Origin of the sequence: Cyclobacterium sp. SYSU L10401 (genome assembly GCF_010993705.1) — a bacterium.
Classification (GTDB): domain Bacteria; phylum Bacteroidota; class Bacteroidia; order Cytophagales; family Cyclobacteriaceae; genus Cyclobacterium.
The window spans coordinates 261,459-280,114 of the sequence record NZ_WOFO01000004.1; the positions used below are offsets into that span (position 1 = coordinate 261,459).

The 18,656-nt window shown below is 48.1% G+C and carries 16 protein-coding genes; 4 read left to right on the forward strand and 12 right to left on the reverse strand.

Annotated elements, in window-relative coordinates; translation table 11 throughout:
- Positions 1-3: 3 nt before the first annotated feature.
- The 10 genes from murB to GL182_RS11765 form a co-directional block, all read right to left on the reverse strand.
- On the reverse strand, positions 4-861 hold the full coding sequence (gene murB / locus GL182_RS11725; protein WP_163379874.1) for a UDP-N-acetylmuramate dehydrogenase: 858 nt from the start codon (positions 859-861) through the stop codon (positions 4-6).
- A gap of 11 nt (positions 862-872) precedes the next feature.
- Positions 873-2,165: a flippase gene (locus GL182_RS11730; RefSeq protein WP_163379875.1), complete on the reverse strand. Its 1,293-nt coding sequence runs from the start codon at positions 2,163-2,165 to the stop codon at positions 873-875.
- Entirely contained in the window at positions 2,162-2,698 is a 537-nt protein-coding gene (locus GL182_RS11735) for a serine O-acetyltransferase (RefSeq protein ID WP_163379876.1), read from the reverse strand. Before GL182_RS11735 ends, GL182_RS11730 begins: the two co-directional genes overlap by 4 nt.
- The gene (locus GL182_RS11740) at positions 2,685-3,959 is read right to left on the reverse strand and encodes a UDP-N-acetylglucosamine 1-carboxyvinyltransferase (protein WP_163379877.1); all 1,275 of its coding nucleotides are present in this window, start codon (positions 3,957-3,959) and stop codon (positions 2,685-2,687) included. The genes GL182_RS11735 and GL182_RS11740 overlap by 14 nt, the downstream gene beginning before the upstream one ends.
- Before the next feature lie 48 nt (positions 3,960-4,007).
- Positions 4,008-4,766, reverse strand: coding sequence for a 3'(2'),5'-bisphosphate nucleotidase CysQ (cysQ, locus tag GL182_RS11745; RefSeq protein WP_205603638.1), 759 nt, complete (start codon positions 4,764-4,766; stop codon positions 4,008-4,010).
- Between the two features lie 309 nt (positions 4,767-5,075).
- Positions 5,076-6,335 (reverse strand): sulfate adenylyltransferase subunit CysN, encoded by a 1,260-nt coding sequence (gene cysN / locus GL182_RS11750; RefSeq protein WP_163379878.1) that lies wholly within the window; start codon positions 6,333-6,335, stop codon positions 5,076-5,078.
- A 278-nt stretch (positions 6,336-6,613) separates the two neighbouring features.
- Complete coding sequence (locus GL182_RS24400; RefSeq protein ID WP_262889338.1) at positions 6,614-6,745, reverse strand: hypothetical protein; 132 nt, start codon at positions 6,743-6,745, stop codon at positions 6,614-6,616.
- Positions 6,746-6,935: 190 nt separating this feature from the next.
- Positions 6,936-7,841, reverse strand: coding sequence for a sulfate adenylyltransferase subunit CysD (gene cysD, locus GL182_RS11755; RefSeq protein WP_163379879.1), 906 nt, complete (start codon positions 7,839-7,841; stop codon positions 6,936-6,938).
- A 2-nt stretch (positions 7,842-7,843) separates the two neighbouring features.
- The gene (cysC, locus tag GL182_RS11760; protein ID WP_163379880.1) at positions 7,844-8,437 is read right to left on the reverse strand and encodes an adenylyl-sulfate kinase; all 594 of its coding nucleotides are present in this window, start codon (positions 8,435-8,437) and stop codon (positions 7,844-7,846) included.
- A gap of 22 nt (positions 8,438-8,459) precedes the next feature.
- Entirely contained in the window at positions 8,460-10,217 is a 1,758-nt protein-coding gene (locus tag GL182_RS11765) for an SLC13 family permease (protein WP_163379881.1), read from the reverse strand.
- Between the two features lie 570 nt (positions 10,218-10,787).
- Between GL182_RS11765 and GL182_RS11770 the strand changes: the two genes are divergently transcribed.
- The 4 genes from GL182_RS11770 to GL182_RS11785 all read left to right on the forward strand — a co-directional run bounded on the left by GL182_RS11770 (position 10,788) and on the right by GL182_RS11785 (position 17,087).
- Positions 10,788-11,639 (forward strand): polysaccharide biosynthesis/export family protein, encoded by an 852-nt coding sequence (locus tag GL182_RS11770; protein WP_240469794.1) that lies wholly within the window; start codon positions 10,788-10,790, stop codon positions 11,637-11,639.
- Positions 11,640-11,642: 3 nt separating this feature from the next.
- Positions 11,643-14,081, forward strand: coding sequence for a GumC family protein (locus GL182_RS11775; protein ID WP_163379882.1), 2,439 nt, complete (start codon positions 11,643-11,645; stop codon positions 14,079-14,081).
- A 3-nt stretch (positions 14,082-14,084) separates the two neighbouring features.
- Complete coding sequence (locus GL182_RS11780; protein ID WP_205603639.1) at positions 14,085-15,023, forward strand: metallophosphoesterase; 939 nt, start codon at positions 14,085-14,087, stop codon at positions 15,021-15,023.
- Between the two features lie 162 nt (positions 15,024-15,185).
- A complete protein-coding gene (locus tag GL182_RS11785) occupies positions 15,186-17,087 on the forward strand; it encodes a beta-N-acetylhexosaminidase (protein ID WP_163379883.1) in 1,902 nt (633 codons plus the stop codon).
- A 385-nt stretch (positions 17,088-17,472) separates the two neighbouring features.
- On the opposite strand, the gene GL182_RS11790 is transcribed toward GL182_RS11785, so the two are convergent.
- Positions 17,473-18,048 (reverse strand): CPBP family intramembrane glutamic endopeptidase, encoded by a 576-nt coding sequence (locus GL182_RS11790; RefSeq protein ID WP_163379884.1) that lies wholly within the window; start codon positions 18,046-18,048, stop codon positions 17,473-17,475.
- A 71-nt stretch (positions 18,049-18,119) separates the two neighbouring features.
- Positions 18,120-18,557 carry an OsmC family protein gene (locus GL182_RS11795; RefSeq protein WP_163379885.1) on the reverse strand — a complete coding sequence of 146 codons (438 nt, stop codon included), beginning with the start codon at positions 18,555-18,557 and terminating at the stop codon, positions 18,120-18,122.
- Positions 18,558-18,656: the final 99 nt, after the last annotated feature.

Sequence of the window (18,656 nt, forward strand, 5' to 3'; positions counted from 1 at the left end):
CGTTTAAATAATTCGCTGTTCTACTTCCAGCTCCACATCGTAGCGCTCCTTTACTTTATTTTTTACATGGGCTATGATCTCCAGGATATCCTGCCCGCTGGCATTGGCCACATTGACTATAAATCCCCCGTGTTTTTCGGAGATTTGAGCCCCACCGACGGTATAGCCTTTAAGCCCCAGCTCGTCCATCAGGGCACCTACGTAATGGCCTTTGGGTCGCTTGAAAACGGAGCCGGCATTGGGATAGTTGCGGGGCTGCTTGGCCCAGCGTTGATCCCTGATCCGGTCCATCTTCGCTCGGATAGCGGCTTTATCCGCAGGACGCAGGCGCAGCCATACCTTCAGCACTACCTTATCGGTATGCCGCTGAAAGAAGCTGTTGCGGTACTCAAAACCCATATCCTCCTGCCGGATCTCCTTTACCTGCCTATCTGCCAGGTCCAGGTAGCGTACCTTGACCAGTACATCCTTGATCTCCTCCCCACTGGCCCCGGCGTTCATCACCACTGCCCCTCCCAGGGAACTGGGAATGTCGTAAAAAATTTCCATGCCACTCAAACCCAATTCCAGGGCCTGCTCGCTGATTTCCAGCATGCTGATACCGGACTCGGCCACGATTTCCCCGGTTTCGGGGTTCCCTTCCAAGGCATTAAAATTACCATTAAAGATCAGAAAGCGGGTATCGTACCAATCTCTGGACAGGATCACATTGTGTCCGCTGCCCAGCAGGCAATAAGGAGCCGGATCTGAAAAAAAGCGCACAATATCTGCCTCAGTCTCCGGAAAATAGGCCTCCCGGCAGCGGGACGCTATCCGGTAGGAATTGTATAAAGTAAGATCACATTGCTTGATAATGCGCATGGGAAAAACGATTAACGTATTTTTTTTCTGATTTTTTGCTCCAATACCTCGAAATCCGAACGCTGAAAAGCAAAAATATTCTTCAGGGTCAGGCCCGTATTTCGGGAATATATACCCACAAACAGGAAAGCGGCCAGGGTATAGCTGATGGCCGAAGCCAGTGCCACACCCATGGCTCCGTATTCCGGAATCAAAAGATAGTTAAGAACTATATTTACCAGCACTGCGGGTCCCATGGCCTGTAAAGAAAGCCAGGGTTTTCCCCTACCCGCCAGGTCCATATTCAACACCTTAAAACAAACCATAAATAGGATACCCAGTGCCAGGAATTGAATGACCCTCCCCGAAGGAAGAAAATCCCGGCCGTAAAATCCCGTCACTATCAACGGTGCCGCCAGCGCCACCACCAGCAATACAGCAGCAGTGACCAGTAGGGACACCCGAAGTAGTTTGGCTACCTTAAGGGAATAAACTTTGCTATCTTTTGCATTGGCGGATCCGGCAAAAATAATGGTTCCCAGCAGCATGGGAATTTGCCAGACTTTTTCTACCAAAGTCACCCCTTTCTCATATATGCCCAATTCGTAGGCAGAGGAAAGTCTTTCCAGCAGGATCTGATCTACTTTGTAGTTGAGGTTGATTACAAAAAGGGCAATCGCAAATACGATGCCCATCTGCAGCATGCTTTTGCTTAGCTCCCAGTCGAAGCTAAATGTAAAGGAGAGGTAAGGCTTCAGAAAATAAAACATCAGTCCCGCCATCAGCATCATGGCCAGCAAGGGAGCGATTAAGGCTCCTGCCACTCCCCAGCCCAGCCACCAGACAAATAGCAAGGCTCCTGTCAGGCGAAAAAGGCTGGGCAGCCAGGTGATGGTGGCAAATTTTTTGATATTGTTTTTTCCCAGTAAAATGCCCGAGGAATAATCCTTGAAGATTTCAAAAGGAATGGCGGCCACCGCCAGGCCTATCATCAGAGGACTGTATTCATTGCCGGCCAGGTATTGCAGCAGGTAAATACAGGACACCACGGCAAAGCCAGAGGTAAACAGCCATACCGTAATGATGGTGGAAAAAACCGTATCTACGGGCTTGATCTCCTTGCCTACATAATAAACGGCTGCCTGGCGCAGGCCCAGGGTAGCAAAGGAAACAAACAAGGTGGGGTAAATAATTACTCCGGCCAGTATACCGCTGCCTTCTGGTCCCAAAACCCTTGCATAGATTATCCCAGTCAGAAGTGCCAGGATAATATTAAAAGCTTTGCTTTTAAATACGGCTAGAAAATCGGAGATAAATTTACTCATCGGATGGGTTTAGCAGGAGCGCCTGCTACCGTACTGTTGGGTGCCACATCACGGGTTACAAGGGACAAGGCTCCTACTGTGCTATTTTCCCCCAATTGCACATCTCCGATAACGACAGCGCCGGTAAATATACGAACACCTGATCCGATTTTTGGATACTGAAGGTCGGTTCCAGCTTTTCCATGAGAACCTATAGTGACTTGCTGCCAGATTTTGACCCTGTCCGCAATTTGTACACCATCACCAATAACAATTGCTATAGGATGTGGAAAGGATATTTTTTTACCAATTTTCGCTTTATAGGAAATCTGGCAGGAATGGCGTTTGATTTGCCTGTGCTTTAACAGCTTACATAACCAGGCATTTCCTCTGGTCTGAAAAAAATACCCCAAGCGGTAATTGAGTATCAATTTGAAGGAGTTACTTATCAGCAGCTTTTTGGCCACTTTTAAGAAAAATTTTCCCTTTTCAGCTCCTGCATCGGAGCGAATCAGCTCCAGTAATTCCGACCGGCTCATCCTAAAATCGTACATTTCCGCCTATGGCTTTCAGTTTCTCGGTCATGCGGTTATAGCCCCGCTCGATCTGCCAGGCATCTCTGATAATGGTTTCGCCAGTTGCTACAAATCCGGCAATCAGAAGCGCGGCACCGGCTCGTAAGTCGGAGGCACGAACTTCCGCTCCCTTCAGGGCATTGCCTCCGTGAATGATCAGCATGTTGCCCTTGGTCTCATAGGCCACGCCCATTTTTTCAAGTTCCTCAGCATAGGCATACCTTCCCGGAAAGCGCAGGTCAATAATACGGGTTTCTCCCTGTGCCATGGCCCCGTACAAAGCCAGGATAGGCTGCATGTCTGAGTTGATACCGGGATAGGGGCCGGTGCTTATTTCCAAAGGAAAGGGTGTGCCCCCGCGGACCACCAGTGCCTCCTCGTTGCTGTAAAATTGTGCGCCGCTTTCCCTGAGGAAAACCAGGGGTACCTCCAGGTCCTTAAAAGGAAAATCACGAATGGTCAGGTCCCCCCCGGTAACGGTGGCGGCCACCAACCAGGTAAGGGCTTCCATATTGTCCGGCAATACCCTATAATTGACACCATTTAATTTCTCCACGCCACGGATCTCAATTTTCTCCTGCCCATAAACGGTAATACCCGCACCCATCTGCCGAAGCATGCGGATCAGATCCAGGATTTCCGGTCTCACATGTGGATTCCATACGGTGGTAGTGCCTTCCGCCAGGGACCCGCAGATAATGGCATTTTCAGTGGCTCCCGTAGAGCGAAGGCTCAGGTGTATGTCATTGCCCTTTAATCGTTTGTTGGTTCGGGCATACAGAAAGGTGTCGTCTTCCCATACTTCAGCTCCCAATGACTCAAAAACCAACACGTGCAGGTCGTATTTCCGCTCTCCCAGTTTACAGCCTCCGGGCAAGGGAACGGCCCCCTCTCCATATTTGGCCAGTAAGGCTCCCAGGATAAGCAGGGTATTGCGTATGGATCGTTCCTGCCAGTCCAGTTTGGTAGCCAGAGCTTTGTCTTGAGAAATCTGGATTTCATCCCTGCTGACGGTACAGGTTTTCCCCAGCACCCGAAGCATTTCCACATGAATAACCGCATCTCTCAATTGCTCAGGGTAATTGGTCAATTGCACTTTTTCATCGGTCAGAATGGAGGCGGCCAGCAAACGCAGGGCGCTATTCTTGGCACCACTTACGGTAACCTCCCCTTCCAGGCGGGAGGGATGAACCCGGTAGACCAATTCCTTTTCCCGGGCAATGCTTTGTTGAATAGACATGTTCATTAGCTGTTAGAAGTTGTAATCCGTGGTTAAAAAGGGACTGGTTCAGGCTTCGCAGATAAACCAGGGGTTCAGTAGGTTTTCCTTGTTATAAATTAAAGGGCTGTCTTCATCGGTTTTCTTTACCGTATAACCCAGGGCCAGCAATACGCCGTGTGCAGCCGCCGTATCCCATTCCATGGTGGGTGCAAAACGCGGATAGAGCTGGGCCTTGCCCTCGGCCAGCAGCATGAATTTCAGGGAAGACCCCATGCTGATGACTTCCGCACCCGGGTAGCGATCGATCACTTCCTGCGTCTCGGGACTCAGGTGGGAACGGCTGGCCACAATGGCCCGCACGGTTTTGTCTTCCGGCTGCTTCAGCGGCAGGGGGGCTTCCTGCCCTTCCTGCTTCCAGGCTCCTTCTTCGGCATTTCCCCAGTACATGATATCCAGCACCGGGGCATACACCACGCCCATCACGGGCGTATCCCGGTGGATCAGGGCGATGTTGACGGTAAATTCTCCGTTCTTTTTGATAAATTCCTTGGTACCGTCCAGGGGGTCCACCATCCAGAAGTAGTCCCAGTCTTTGCGCTCGGCATAGGGAATGTCCTTGCCCTCCTCGGAAAGGACCGGGTAGGCGGTTTCCTTCAGGTAGGCCATGATCACTTCATGGGCGGCCTTATCGGCCAGTGTCAACGGGGAATCATCACTTTTCATCTCTACCCCAAAGTCAGCAGAATGGTAAATCTTGAGGATTTCCCCACCTGCTGCCTTGGCGGCCTCGATGGCAAGGATAGTTAATTTTGGTATGTCGATCATATATTTCTAGTCTATGTATTCAATAAAGAGACTGAGTGAGAGACGAAGGGACTACTGAGAGATTAAGGGACTAAGAGACTGGGGGACGAAGGGACTGAGAGACTAAGGGACATCTTTAGTCTTCCTCTCTCTCGGTCACTCCGTATCCCCTTCTCTAAGTCTCCAAGTCTCAATCTCTCTAAGTCACTCCGTCCCTAAGCCTCTAATTCTCTCCCTCTCTTCGTCTCTAAGTCTTCCACTCCCCTCGACTCCGCTGCCTTCGACAGGCTCAGGCACCTCTGGGACCGAAAACGATAGGTCACTCGCTCATTAAATCACCATCCCTGCAGCGACGGTTTCGTTGGTATTGGGGTCGATGAGGATGATGGAACCGGTCTGGCGGTTGCGGCGGTAGGCATCCATAAACAAGGGCTGGGCAGTGCGCAGGCTTATCCGGGCAATGTCATTCATACCAATTTCATGTACCCCTTCTTCCCGGTGAAGGGTATTGACATCCACCCGGTACAGGATATCCTTTACCATGGCCTGACACTCTTTGGTGGTATGCTTGACCAGCAATTTGGTCCGTCCTGCCAGTTTTTGCTGGCTCATCCAGCAAACCATGACATCCAAATCCTGCGCCACTGTCGGGACATTATTGGGCCGCACCAGCATGTCTCCCCTGCTGATGTCCAGTTCATCCTCCAGGGTCATGGTCACTGACATGGGAGAAAAAGCCTCACTTATGGCTTGCCCGTTCAGTTCTATGCTTTTGATTTTGGAGGTAAAGCCGGTAGGCAATACCTTCACATCGTCCCCGGGTTTAAAAATCCCCCCTTCAATCCTGCCGGCATAACCCCTGAAATCCTGGTGTTCGTGGGTATGGGGGCGGATTACCATCTGCACGGGAAAACGGCAATCGATATGGTTCAGGTCGGAAGCGATATGCACATTTTCCAGCAGGTACAAAAGGGTGGGACCTTCGTACCAGTCCATGTTCTTAGACCGGTCCACCACATTGTCTCCCTTCAAAGCGGAAATAGGTACAAAATGAACGTCTTTGATTTCCATTTTGCTGGCAAAGTCCTTGTAGTCTTTGATGATCTTTTCGAAGACCGCTTCGTCATAATCCACCAGGTCCATCTTATTGACACAGACGATCACATGAGGGATTTTCAGCAGGGAAGCTATAAAGGAATGCCTGTAGGTTTGTTCCAGCAAGCCCTTTCTCGCATCAATCAGGATAATGGCCAGGTTGGCGGTGGAAGCTCCGGTAACCATGTTTCGGGTATATTGGATGTGCCCCGGGGTATCGGCAATGATAAATTTACGTTTGGGTGTCGCAAAATAGCGGTAAGCCACATCGATGGTAATGCCTTGCTCCCTTTCCGACTTGAGGCCGTCGGTCAACAAAGAAAGGTCCACATAGTCAAAGCCTTTTTTCTCACTGGAGGTTTTTACTGCGGCGATCTGATCTTCAAAAATAGATTTGGAATCAAATAAAAGCCTGCCGATCAGGGTACTTTTCCCATCATCCACCGATCCGGCAGTTGTAAATCGTAGGAGTTGATTGGTTTCTTGTATGCTCATGCTTTTTATTTTATTTCTTATTTCAGTCTCGTATTTTTTTAGTCACAAAGGACTCAAAGAACCACAGAGGACACAAAGGTTAAGGGTCGCTGAATGGCCTGATCAGCCGTGCTGTCTGGCAGTACGCCATAACCATGGCTTTAACCCTGTTTGTTAAGGGTTAAAGTGATTGGTAACTGGCCAGGTTGTTCAACCGGGCTGTCTGGCAGTTGGGCTGGCGATGAGATCAACTCTTGTAGTTAAGGGTTAATCAATCGTACCAATGCACCATCAAATCATCACAACATGCCTTCGGCTCCGCTCCCTTCGACTCCGCTCAGGGACCGGTAAGGAAATTTTTCTCTTCTCTTCGTCCCTATGTCTCTCAGTCCCTGAGTCCCCCCCTCTCTAAGTACCTCGTAGAATACCATCAGTAAACGAATGACGGATTCGTAATCCGACAGACTGCCGCGGGTGCCCGAGCAATTACGATCATTCGATTGGACTCCGTCTGCACCCTCGCAGTGACGGCATCATCATCACATCATCAAATCATACCTTCGACTCCGCTCCCTTCGGCTCCGCTCAGGGACCGGAGAAATCACATCATCACATCCTCTCCTAGAAATACCCACTCTTCTTCCTGTCCTCCATGGCGGTTTCGCCTCTTTTGTCGTCTGCCCGGGTACCCCTTTCGGTGGTTCGAGTGGTAGCTACTTCGGCAATGATTTTTTCCAGGTCATCGGCATCCGATTCCACCGCTCCCGTGATGGGCATATCCCCGCAGGTACGGTACCGCACGGTCATGGTCTTCACTTCTTCTTCGGGCTTCAACTGAATGAAATCCGATTTGGCCAGGATGACACCGTCCCTGACCACACATTCCCGCTGATGGGAAAAGTACAGGGAAGGCAAACCGATGTTTTGGTTTTGGATGTATTGCCAGACATCCATTTCTGTCCAGTTTGAAATGGGGAAAATCCTGAAATGCTCTCCCATGTGCTTTTTGCCGTTAAACAGGTTCCAAAGCTCAGGCCTTTGGTTTTTGGGATCCCACTGACCAAATTCATCGCGGTGGGAAAAGAAGCGCTCCTTGGCACGGGCTTTCTCTTCGTCCCTTCTTGCACCTCCCATGGCGGCATCAATTTTGAATTTTTCAAGGGTATCCAGTAGGGTCACCGTCTGCAGGGCATTGCGACTAGCATTGACACCGGTCTCCTCCCTCACCTTGCCTTCATTGATGCTCTGCTGTACCGAGCCAACGATCAGTTGGACGCCCAGGTCATTTACCAGCTGGTCCCTGAAAGCGATGGTCTCGGGAAAGTTATGTCCCGTATCGATATGGATCAGGGGAAAGGGGATGCGGGAAGGATAAAACGCCTTTTTGGACAGGTGAGCCAGTACGATACTGTCCTTGCCACCTGAAAACAAAAGGGCAGGTTTCTCAAATTGGGAGACCACCTCCCGGATAACAAAAATCGCTTCTGCTTCCAGTTCCTCCAGGTGGGATAAATAGTATTGTGCCATAATTATATTTTAATTTTTTTATCTAATGCTTCCATCAATTGTTCTACTGCCTTCTCAGCGGTGACTTCTGCCGTTTTGATCACTAAAAAAGGAGATTCAGGAGCTTCATAGGGGGAATCGATGCCTGTAAAATCCTTGATCAGACCTTGCCGGGCCTTTTGATACAGGCCTTTTACATCTCTTTCCTCACAGATTTTCAGCGGACAGTCCACATGGATTTCCAGAAACTGATCTTCACCCACCAACTCCCGGATCATTTCCCTGTCAGAAATATAGGGGGAAATAAATGCCGATAATACGATCAGGCCGGCATCCATCATCAGCTGACTCACGGCAGCGATTCTGCGTATGTTTTCTACCCGGTCAACCTTGCTGAAGCCCAGGTCTTTGTTCAGCCCCGTACGGATATTGTCTCCATCCAGCAGGTACGTATGGTATCCCAGGCGGTGCAGGGCCTGCTCTGTGGCATTGGCCAGGGTGGACTTGCCCGAGCCGGACAGGCCGGTAAACCAGATCAGCCTGGCCTGCTGCCCCAGGGCCTGCTGCCGGAGCTCCCGGGTGACTTTAAATTCGGATGGGTGTATGTTTTCCTGCATGCGATTTTATACTGAATACGACTTAAAGGTAATACCATTGAATAAACAAAAGCACCACGGTACTGTAAATCAGGGTAAGCGGAAAGCCGATTTTAAAGTAATCTTTAAACTTGTAATTTCCAGGCCCCATGACCATCAAATTGGTTTGATACCCTATAGGCGTCATGAAATCCCCGGACGCCCCAAAGGCTATGGCCACAAAGAAAGGGACCAATGGCTGCTCCAGCTGGTTACCAAGCTCCATGGCAATGGGAAACATGATGGAAACCGCTGCCGCATTGGTGATCAGACTGGTCAGCACCAGGGTCATGACAAACAACAGGACCAAAGCAAGCATTACCTCCGTACCATCACTGAGGTAAAGCAAGCCATTTACCAACTGATTGGCCGCTCCGGAATTGTTTAAAGCTACTCCCAGAGAAAGGGAACAGACCAGGATCAACAACAGGTCCAGGTCCACTGCCTTTCGTAAAGTCTGCAAATTTAACACTTTAAATATATAGAGGGTAAGGATTCCGGCAAAAGCTGCCATAAAAAGATCTACCCAGCCTATAATGCCGGTAAACAATATGGCCAATGCCAGCAGGGAGGGCAAGCGCTTGAACAAGCCCTTGTCCTGACTGATTTCTCCCCTTAGGGTAATGATAATCAAATCTTTGAGGTACTCGTTCCGGTTATCTTCCTTACCGGTCAGCATCAGGAAAAGGTCACCTGCCTGCACCTTGGTCTCGCCTATGTTGCCTTTCAGTTGGGTACCATTTCGGTGAATGGAAATGATGGAGGCCTGGTACCGGTTGCGGAAATCGCTGTCCTTGATTTTTTCACCGATCAAAGCGGAGGAGGCCGGCACCACCGCTTCGGTCAATTGAAAAAAGCCATAATTGGAAACATAGCCATCTTCCGGAAGGCTGAGTCCGTTTTCCTCCTGAATCAATTGGAGTATGGCCTCCGAATTTCCGGTAAAAAAAAGCTTGTCTCCCTCCTGCAAAAGCTCATTGGGACCTACCGGTGATATTTCCAGGCTTCCTCTCTTGATTTCCGCCAGAAAAATCTCCTTCAACTTTCTGAGTCCGGCTTCCTTGACGGTTTTGCCATGCATTTTGGATCCCTGCGGCAGGTAGGTTTCTACCAGGTACTCATTCAGGTGATCGATGATTTCGCTTTTGTTTTCTTCCCGGGCAGGCAGCAGGTGGGCAGAAGCCAGGCTGAGGTAAATGATGCCAAAGAATGTGACCAGCAAGCCCAGGTAAAGGAAATCCTCAAAGCCCAGCAGGGGAAGCCCATACTGGCTGATCAGTCCGTTTAGTACCAGGTTGGTAGAGGTACCTACTACCGTGATCATACCTCCAAGGATAGTAGAAAAAGAAAGTGGGATCAAGAATTTTGAAGCCGGATAGTTATTGGTTTTGGTCCACTCTTTTACGTAGGGGATCATAAAGGCTACCACCGGTGTATTATTCAGCACGGCAGAGAGACTCCCTACCAGCAGCATCAGGCGCATGCGGAATACACCCGGCTTTAGTTTTTGGCTGAAAAGCCGGAAGAAAAAACCTGTTCCTATATTTTTCTGTATGCCGGCCGTGAGTCCGATCAACAAAAAAATCACAATGATCTGTTTGTTGGCCAGGCCCATCAAAAATTCCTCGGGCCGGATGATTTGCAGGAGGAGCAACAAAAAAACCGCCCCCAAAAATGCAAAAGACGGTCTGAGCAGGTCTCTGTACAATACAAATACCAATCCTGCAACAATAAACAGGGTAATCAGGCTGGGGGAAAACATCAAAGGGTTAAAGAAATCAGGCACAGCTTCGCCCGGTGAGTCCCATTATTAAAGGACCGGAGCATACAATTACACCATTCAAAAAAAAACCAAATGAACCCTTCACACGCTTCAAAGGGGCATTGGTTGAGTTAGGTTATGAAGGATATAAAGGCATCCAGAGGACCACCAGTGTAGGAGTAGCCCGGAGCGCCTTTCAGGTACAGGTTTATTGAAAGGCTAAAAGTAGTGGGGTAGTAATTTATTTCAAAATTTTAAGCAAAATTTAAATGATTAAAATTTGTATTTTCCAAATAAAATTTAGCTTAAAATCTGAATGTAAATATTTAAAATATATTTTTATGTATTTTATATCTTATTTTATGTATTTTAAATCCTGTTTGCTCTTGTTCTGTTGTCTATAAAGCAGGGAATTTGCAGCAGCCTTTAATGACTAGTCGGAAAACTGAACGATGGATTTTTATTTTTCCTTGTTTGAAAAGAATTAATCAATTTACTTTGACCTGATTTTGAGCTTTTCAGATCGACTTTATAAATCCAATCAGCATTTCAAATTAACGAATCATTCTATTGAAACCCCGGCAAGTCCTTTACCCCAGTATCAGCACCTTTGGTCTGAATAGAAGCCTTTTTTTATTTTTACTGGCACTTCAGTTTTTTTCCTGTGTGTCCAATGAAAAGCTGATTTATTTGCAGAACCTGGAAGGAAATGAACCGATACCCGAGGACGCCCTGATCGGATATACCACCACAGAATATCAGGTACAATACAATGATGTACTGGACGTGAAAATTCAGACCGTAGATCCGGAAATGAATGAGTTGTTCAATATTTCCGGCGGTCAAAACATGATGCAGGCAGGCAGAAATGCGGAATCCTCCGGAGGGGATATTTTTTACCTTACAGGTCATACCGTGGATAAGGAGGGCAATATAGAATTACCCTTGTTGGGAGAAGTATTTGTAATGGACATGACCCTAAAAGAAATCAAAACCAAAGTGCATGAGGATTTGAAGAAATACATGACCAATGATGACTATTATGTGCGGGTCAAACTGGGGGGGATTCGCTTCAGCACCCTGGGGGAGTTCAGGAGACCGAACAAATACGTGGTATTGCAGGACCGGATGACCATATTGGAAGCCATATCCCTATCCGGGGACCTGAATGTGTCGGCCAAAAGGGATGAGATCCTATTGATCCGGCAATATCCGGAGGGAACCAAATTGCATCGGGTCAATCTCAATGACCGGAACCTGGTCAACAGTCCCTACTATTTTATTCAGCCCAATGACCAGTTGTATGCCGAGCCCATGCGGATCCGCGAACTGGGATCAGGAGAAAACCTGGCCCAATCTATCTCCTTACTCGTTACATCTGTAACCGCAGCGGCTTTGATCCTTAATTTAATTTTAAACTAAAACATGGAGCAACCTGCATCCCATCCTTTTCAGCAAAATCCTATGGAAGAAGAGGAAATAGATCTGAAAGAAATATTGTTTAAATACCTGAGGTACTGGAAGGTAATTGCTTTTTGTGCATTCATTGGTTTTTTTCTGGCTTTTGCCTTTAACCAACTGGTAACCCCGGTCTATAAGGTACAATCCTCGGTAATCATCAAAGATGAGGATTCCGGCATGTTGGGATCGGGTTTGTTTGAACAGGCAGGCTTGAATGTACCCAAAAACAATGTGGAAAATGAAATGGGCATACTGACCAGTTTTTCGCTGGTGTATGAGGCGCTGGAAAAGCTCAACCTGAATGTCACTTACTCCAGGGATGGTTTTTTCGGTCCGGAGGAAATATACCTTACTTCCCCCCTGCTGGTCGAAGTAGACTGGCAGCATCCCCAGATTATCTATGGTAGTTTTGCCGTAGAGAATCTGGGTGATGGTCAATTTGAGCTGAGCATTGAGGAGGATGAGTTCCTATTGTTTTCCCCAAAAGATCCCAACTTCAAAACCAGAATAGAAAATGTAGAAATTGAGGAAGGTATATACAGCTTTGATGAACTGCTCACCGGCACAAGCTTTAAGTTCAGTATTTCCAATATAAGTATGGATAAAGGTGAAAAGGTTTATTTTAACCTGAAAGATACCGGAGCTTTAACCAATGAATTCCGGTCTTCCCTGGAGGTAAGTCCACTGAATCGAACCTCCACAGTCCTGAACCTTGAAATAGAATTGAACAACCGAAGAAAGGGAGAAAACTTCCTGAACCAACTGATGGAGGATTACCTGGCCCGGGAGCTCAACGAAAAAAACCGTACCGCAACCAATACCATCAATTTTATCGAGGGGCAACTTTCGGGGATTTCGGATTCCCTTTCCTTTATCGAGGACAGACTGGAAAACTACCGCAGTGCAAACAGTGTGTTTAACCTGACAGAAGAAGGCACCCTGATCTTTCAGCGGCTGGCAGAACTGGAAGAACAAAAGGCCCAAATGGACCTTTCCCTATCCTACTACCGGTCCATGGCTACTTACCTGGGAGAAGAGGAACTCAATGACCTGGTCGCCCCATCTTTTATCGGAATCCAGGATCCATTGCTCAATGCCCTGGTGATTTCACTGGCAGAATTGCAAAGTGAAAAAGTCAGGCTGACCGCCAGCTTTTCTGATGAGACCCCTGCGGTTCGGGAGGTTAACTCCAAGATAAAAAATACCCAGAATGCCCTTTCGGAAAACTTGCGAAATGCCATATCCAATGCAGAAACGAAGCTTTCCGAGCTCAATGACCGGATCCGCCAGGTAGAACGGGAAATCAACCGGCTGCCCAGCACGGAGCGAAACCTGCTGGGCATTCAGCGGCAGTTTACGATTAATGAGAACATCTATGTGTATTTGCTCGAAAAAAGAGCAGAGGCAGAAATCACCAGGGCCTCCAATTACCCGTCCAATAATATCCTGGATGCTGCAAGGTCCGCGTCTGTGCCGGTATTCCCCCGAAAAAATATCAATTACCTGATCGGGATCCTTTTTGGCATCATCCTACCGGTAGGTTTTATTACCCTTCGGGACTTGTTCAATACCAAGATCCGGGACCCACACGAAGTGGAGAAAAAATTGCGGGTGCCCCTGATCGGATTGATCGGTTACAGTACCGCCAAAACCAACCTGGTGGTCCACAGCAATCCCAAATCGGTGATTACCGAGGCTTTCAGAAACCTGCGGGCCAATATGAGCTACCTGAGCATGGGCAAAAACAAATTGATGATCGGACTTTCCTCCTCCATTTCCGGCGAAGGAAAGACCTTCTGCTCCATCAACCTGGCAGCGGTGTATGCCCTTTCGGGCAAAAAAGTCTTATTGGTAGGCCTGGACCTTAGAAAACCCCGGATAGCCGATGATTTTGACCTGTCCAATGACCGGGGAGTAAGTACCTACCTGAAAAGTGAAACTGACTGGAAACCTCTGGTGCACCAGGAAGTAAAGGAAAACCTGGACATTTTGCTTTCCGGTCCCATTCCCCCCAACCCTGCCGAATTGATGCTCCAGGACCGGTTTTCCTACCTGATGGAAGAGATCCGCGAAGCCTACGATATCGTAATTCTGGACTGCCCCCCGGTGGGGCTGGTTTCGGAAACCCTGGAAATATTCAAATATTCTCAAATTAACCTGATGATCCTGCGGCAGGAATTTTCTGAGAAAAGCGCCTGCGACTACATCAACTCCCTTCAGGAACAAAACGGTGTCAAGAAATTATATGCCGTCATGAATGGGGTGGTCAATAAATCCAAATATGGAGGTTATGGTAAATATGGCTATGGTGGAGGCTATGGCTATGGCAGCAAAGGTTACGGTTACCATGAGGAGATGCCTTCCAGGGCATGGTGGAGAAAATGGTTACCTATATCGGTTTAAAGCATGAGAAGCTGCCTGCAATTTGGTTGGATACTGCTGTTGGTCGCTTGCCTGAATGGCTGTGGGCCGAAAGACATTACCTTTATGGCCATCGGGGATGTGCCCTATCACCTGCCTGAGGATTTTGAGCGATTTGAACGCTTGATTCAGCAAATCAATGGTGAAGGTCCTGCCCTGACTTTGCATGTGGGAGACATCAAATCCGGCAGCACCCCTTGCTCGGATGCGTATTTTGAAAAAATAAAAGGCTATTTCGATACTTTTGATCAGCCTTTGGTCTATACCCCGGGGGACAATGAATGGACGGATTGCCACCGGGAAGCCTGCGGAAGCTTTGAGCCGGAGGAAAGGCTGGATAAACTGCGGCAATTGTTTTTTGCTACCCCACAAAGCCAGGGCAAAAACCCCATGCCTCTGGAAAGGCAGAACAGCCTGGAGGGCTTTGAAAAGTTCCCGGAAAATGCCCGCTGGCAAATGGCCGGAGTTACCTTTGGCACCTTGCACGTCATCGGTTCCAATAACAATTTCAAACTGGATTCAGCGGCACTGAACGATGAGTTTTACGAGCGAGAGCTGGCGAATAACTTCTGGTTGAAACAACTTTTTGAACAGGCCAGGGAGACTGATAGCCGCGGTTTGGTGCTGGTCCTGCATGCCGGACTTAATTATAACAGCCGGGATGAACGTAACGGCCATGCCAGTTTTGTACACCTCTTGCGGGAAGAAGTGATGGCGTATGGCAAGCCGGTGCTGCTCCTGTATGGAGACAACCACCGGTTTATGATAGACCAACCCCTTCGGGACGATACGGGCAGGACCCTAACCAACTTTACTGCTGTTCAGGTATTTGGTGATCGGGACATGCATGCCGTGCGGATACAGGTATCCCCGGAAAACCCCCATTTGTTTTTGATTGACCCTTTTTATGTAGCAGGGAATTGAAGGAGGATTTGGAATACTGATTTACGGGAACGTACCGGGGATTACAAATCCCAAGGAGCACAAACAAAGTATTTATTATTCAAAATTTTTTATATATCTTGTGCATTGATTAATAAAAATTTTAATTAGATCTTATTGGACCAGCATCCGTAAACCATTGATATGAGAAAAGTATTTTACCTTACCCTCACCCTTTTGCTGCTATTGGGAAACCTTATTTTTGCCCAAACCAAAAGCATCGTACCCCAGCCAAAGACCATGACCAGGGCTGAGGGGCATTGGGTCCTGGAGCCCGGCACCATTATTCAGGCAGCCACCGCCGATGCCAGGAAATCCGCAGCCATTTTTAATGAATTGCTGGAAGCCAAAGCAGGTTTCCAGCTGACTATCCAACACCAGGCATCAGCTGAGGGGCCGGTTATTCACCTGGATGAAGCGCAGGTCGGTGAGCAGGAGGAAGCCTATACCCTGAGCGTAAAAGACAAGGGAGTATACATTAAGGGGGCTGGTAAAGGGTTGTTTTATGGCCTTCAATCCCTGATCCAATTGCTGGAAATAAGGGGACCGGAAGTCATGTTGCCGCAGGTTGAAATTGCCGATGCCCCAGCCTTCGGCTATAGGGGGATCATGCTGGACGTTTCACGGCATTATTTCAGTAGCCAACAGATCATGAAGGTCCTGGACCTGATGTCCCAGCTGAAATTCAATACCATGCACTGGCACCTGACCGATGATCAGGGCTGGCGCCTGGAGATCAAAAAATATCCCAAGTTAACCGCCATTGGTGCCCGGAGGGATTCTACCATTATCGGCCAATACTATGATTTCCAACCCTTCATTTACGATGGGGAGCCCCATGGAGGCTATTACAGCCAGGAAGAGGCCAGGTCCATCGTCCAATATGCCGCTGACCGAAAGATTACCATTATTCCGGAAATTGAACTTCCCGGACACAGCTCTGCCGTGCTGGCCGCCTATCCTGAGCTGGGTAGCTTTGATGTCAACAAAAATGAGGGCAAGGGTACCATCGCTGCCCTCAATGATAAGGGGGAGCCCCTGGACAACGATATCAGCAGTCAGGTACCAGGATACTGGGGGGTCCACTACAATATTTATGGGCCTACGAATCAGGCCTATCAGTTTCTGGAGGACGTCCTGACTGAGGTCATGGATATCTTCCCAGGGGAATACATCCATATCGGAGGAGATGAAGTCCCCAAAGACCACTGGGAAACCTCTGCCCTTGCCCAAAAAGTAATCAAAAAAGAAAAGTTGGCCGATGAACACGAGCTGCAGAGCTTTTTTATTCGAAGGATCGAGCAATTTTTGAATGAAAACGGCAGGAAATTGATTGGCTGGGATGAAATCCTGGAGGGTGGATTAGCCCCCAATGCAACGGTCATGAGCTGGAGGGGAGAAAAAGGGGGGATTGCGGCGGCAAAAATGGGACATGATGTGATCATGACCCCTAACAGTCACCTGTATTTTGATCATTACCAGTCGGAAGACAAAAGTACCGAACCCCTGGCTATCGGCGGCTTTTTGCCACTGGAAAAGGTTTATGCATACAACCCCATACCTGCGGACCTGACAGCTGAGGAAGGGAAACATGTGCTGGGTGTTCAGGCCAACCTCTGGACCGAATACCTGGCTACCAACAATAAAATGGAATACCACCTTTTCCCCCGGGCGCTGGCACTGGCAGAAGTAGCCTGGAAAAGCAGGGAGGAAAAGGACTACCAGTCATTTATCCATGAACGCCTGCCCTTCCGCTTATTGGATCTGGAAGAAAAAGGAGTATTTTTCCGGATTCCGGAAGCTGATGTTCAGATCAGTAAGGATGCTGAAAGCGGCCGGCATAAGGTAGCAATAAAGCCCCTGGTGGCGGGAGCCCGGGTGTATTATACCCTTGACGGACATAAGGCTGACCAGACAGGTCTATTGTACGCCGGGCCATTTCTGACTCCTATACCCGGGGCGGAGCAGAAACCGCTTACTCTCAGGTATGTGACAGTCACCCCCGGAGGCAGAAGCAGCAATGAATTTCAGGTTCCACTTGAATGATGCCGGATTTGTAGTCCTGTTTGCGTGTAAGTTATGGGGATTACAAATCCCAAGGAGCACAGCTGTTCGGAAACGCGCTGTTCGGAATTTGTAATTCCGAACCCCAGATAAGGCAGGATTTGTAATCCTGCTTTTACGCACACGTCATGGGGATTGCAAATCCCCTTTATCTGTCCTCGGGATTACAAATCCCAAGGAGCACGGCTGTTCGGAATTTGTAATTCCGAATCCACAGATAAGGCAGGATTTGTAATCCTGCTGACGGGCACGTTACGGATACTGTGCGCGGTATTTGCGACGCACACCTTACGGGGATTGCAAATCCCCTTTATCTGTCCTCGGGATTGCAAATCCCAAGGAGCATGGACTCTAGGTCACCTGTTCCCTATGTCTCCCCCTCACTTCGTCCCATAGTCTCCCCTCCAGCTGTCATCCAAAACAGCAATACTGCATCAAAAACGGCATGGGCAGTCATGGCGGCTACAATTCCTGCCTCCTCATACAAAAAACCAAAAAAGCCAATCAGCCCCACCATCAGCAGGCCATAAATACTGATGCGCCAATTGAGAGGGTTCAGGTAGCCATGGATAAGAACAAAGCCGACAGCAGTGGGCCATAAGCCCAACAAAGGTTGTAAGCCGGCACGGAAAAACATTTCCTCTCCTACTCCTGCACAGATAGAAATGAATACAATTCCTTTAGCCGACCAGGACCAATGATTGATCAATTTCCGGTAACGAAACTTTTCCTTCTCAAAAAAAGACCTTTGGATAAGCCACTTGGACAAATGGGCTCCCAGGAACCCTGTCAACGCTCCTGCCAGTAATTGCCATGGAAAATACCAATGTCCTCTCCATAAATCCGCCATGGATTGTCCCTGAAAAAAAAATACCAAAGCCATGCCGGCAAAGCCAAAGCCGAAAAGGGTAATCCAGCCCAAAAGCCACATTTTTCGATTCATGTGTCGAAATAAACAGAAAAAGTGCCGGAAAAGACATCCCGGCACTTAAAAATCAATTAAAAACCCCCCTTTTAAGAGGAAAAGGTGATATTCAAAGAAATGGGTACAGCACTTAATGCTTTGCTTATGGGACAGTTTTCTTTGGCTACCTCAGCCAGTTCCTTGAATTGGGACTCGTCCATTCCAGACACCTTTCCTTTAAGGTCCAGTACAATTCCTGTAATGGAAAAGCCGGCATCATCCTTTTCCAAAGTTACGGTAGCAGTAGTATTCAATTCGTCTGCCTTTAAATCTTTACCTGCAATTTGAAAACTCAGTGCCATGTTGAAACATCCCGCATGTGCTGCGGCGATCATTTCCTCAGGGTTGGTTCCCTGGGTACCGTCCTCGTTTTCAAATCTGGTTTTTGCACTATAGGGAGATTTGTCAAAAAAACCACTGGGGGAAGACAAGGTACCAGTTCCTTCCAATCCTGTTCCTTTCCAAATTGCTGTTGCTTTCCTTTTCATTTTTATATTTTGTTGATGGGTTAATAGATTAAAACTTATTCAAGGTATCAATTATCTGTTAAAATAACTAAATTAACTTCTGTCATCATACCGCTGACC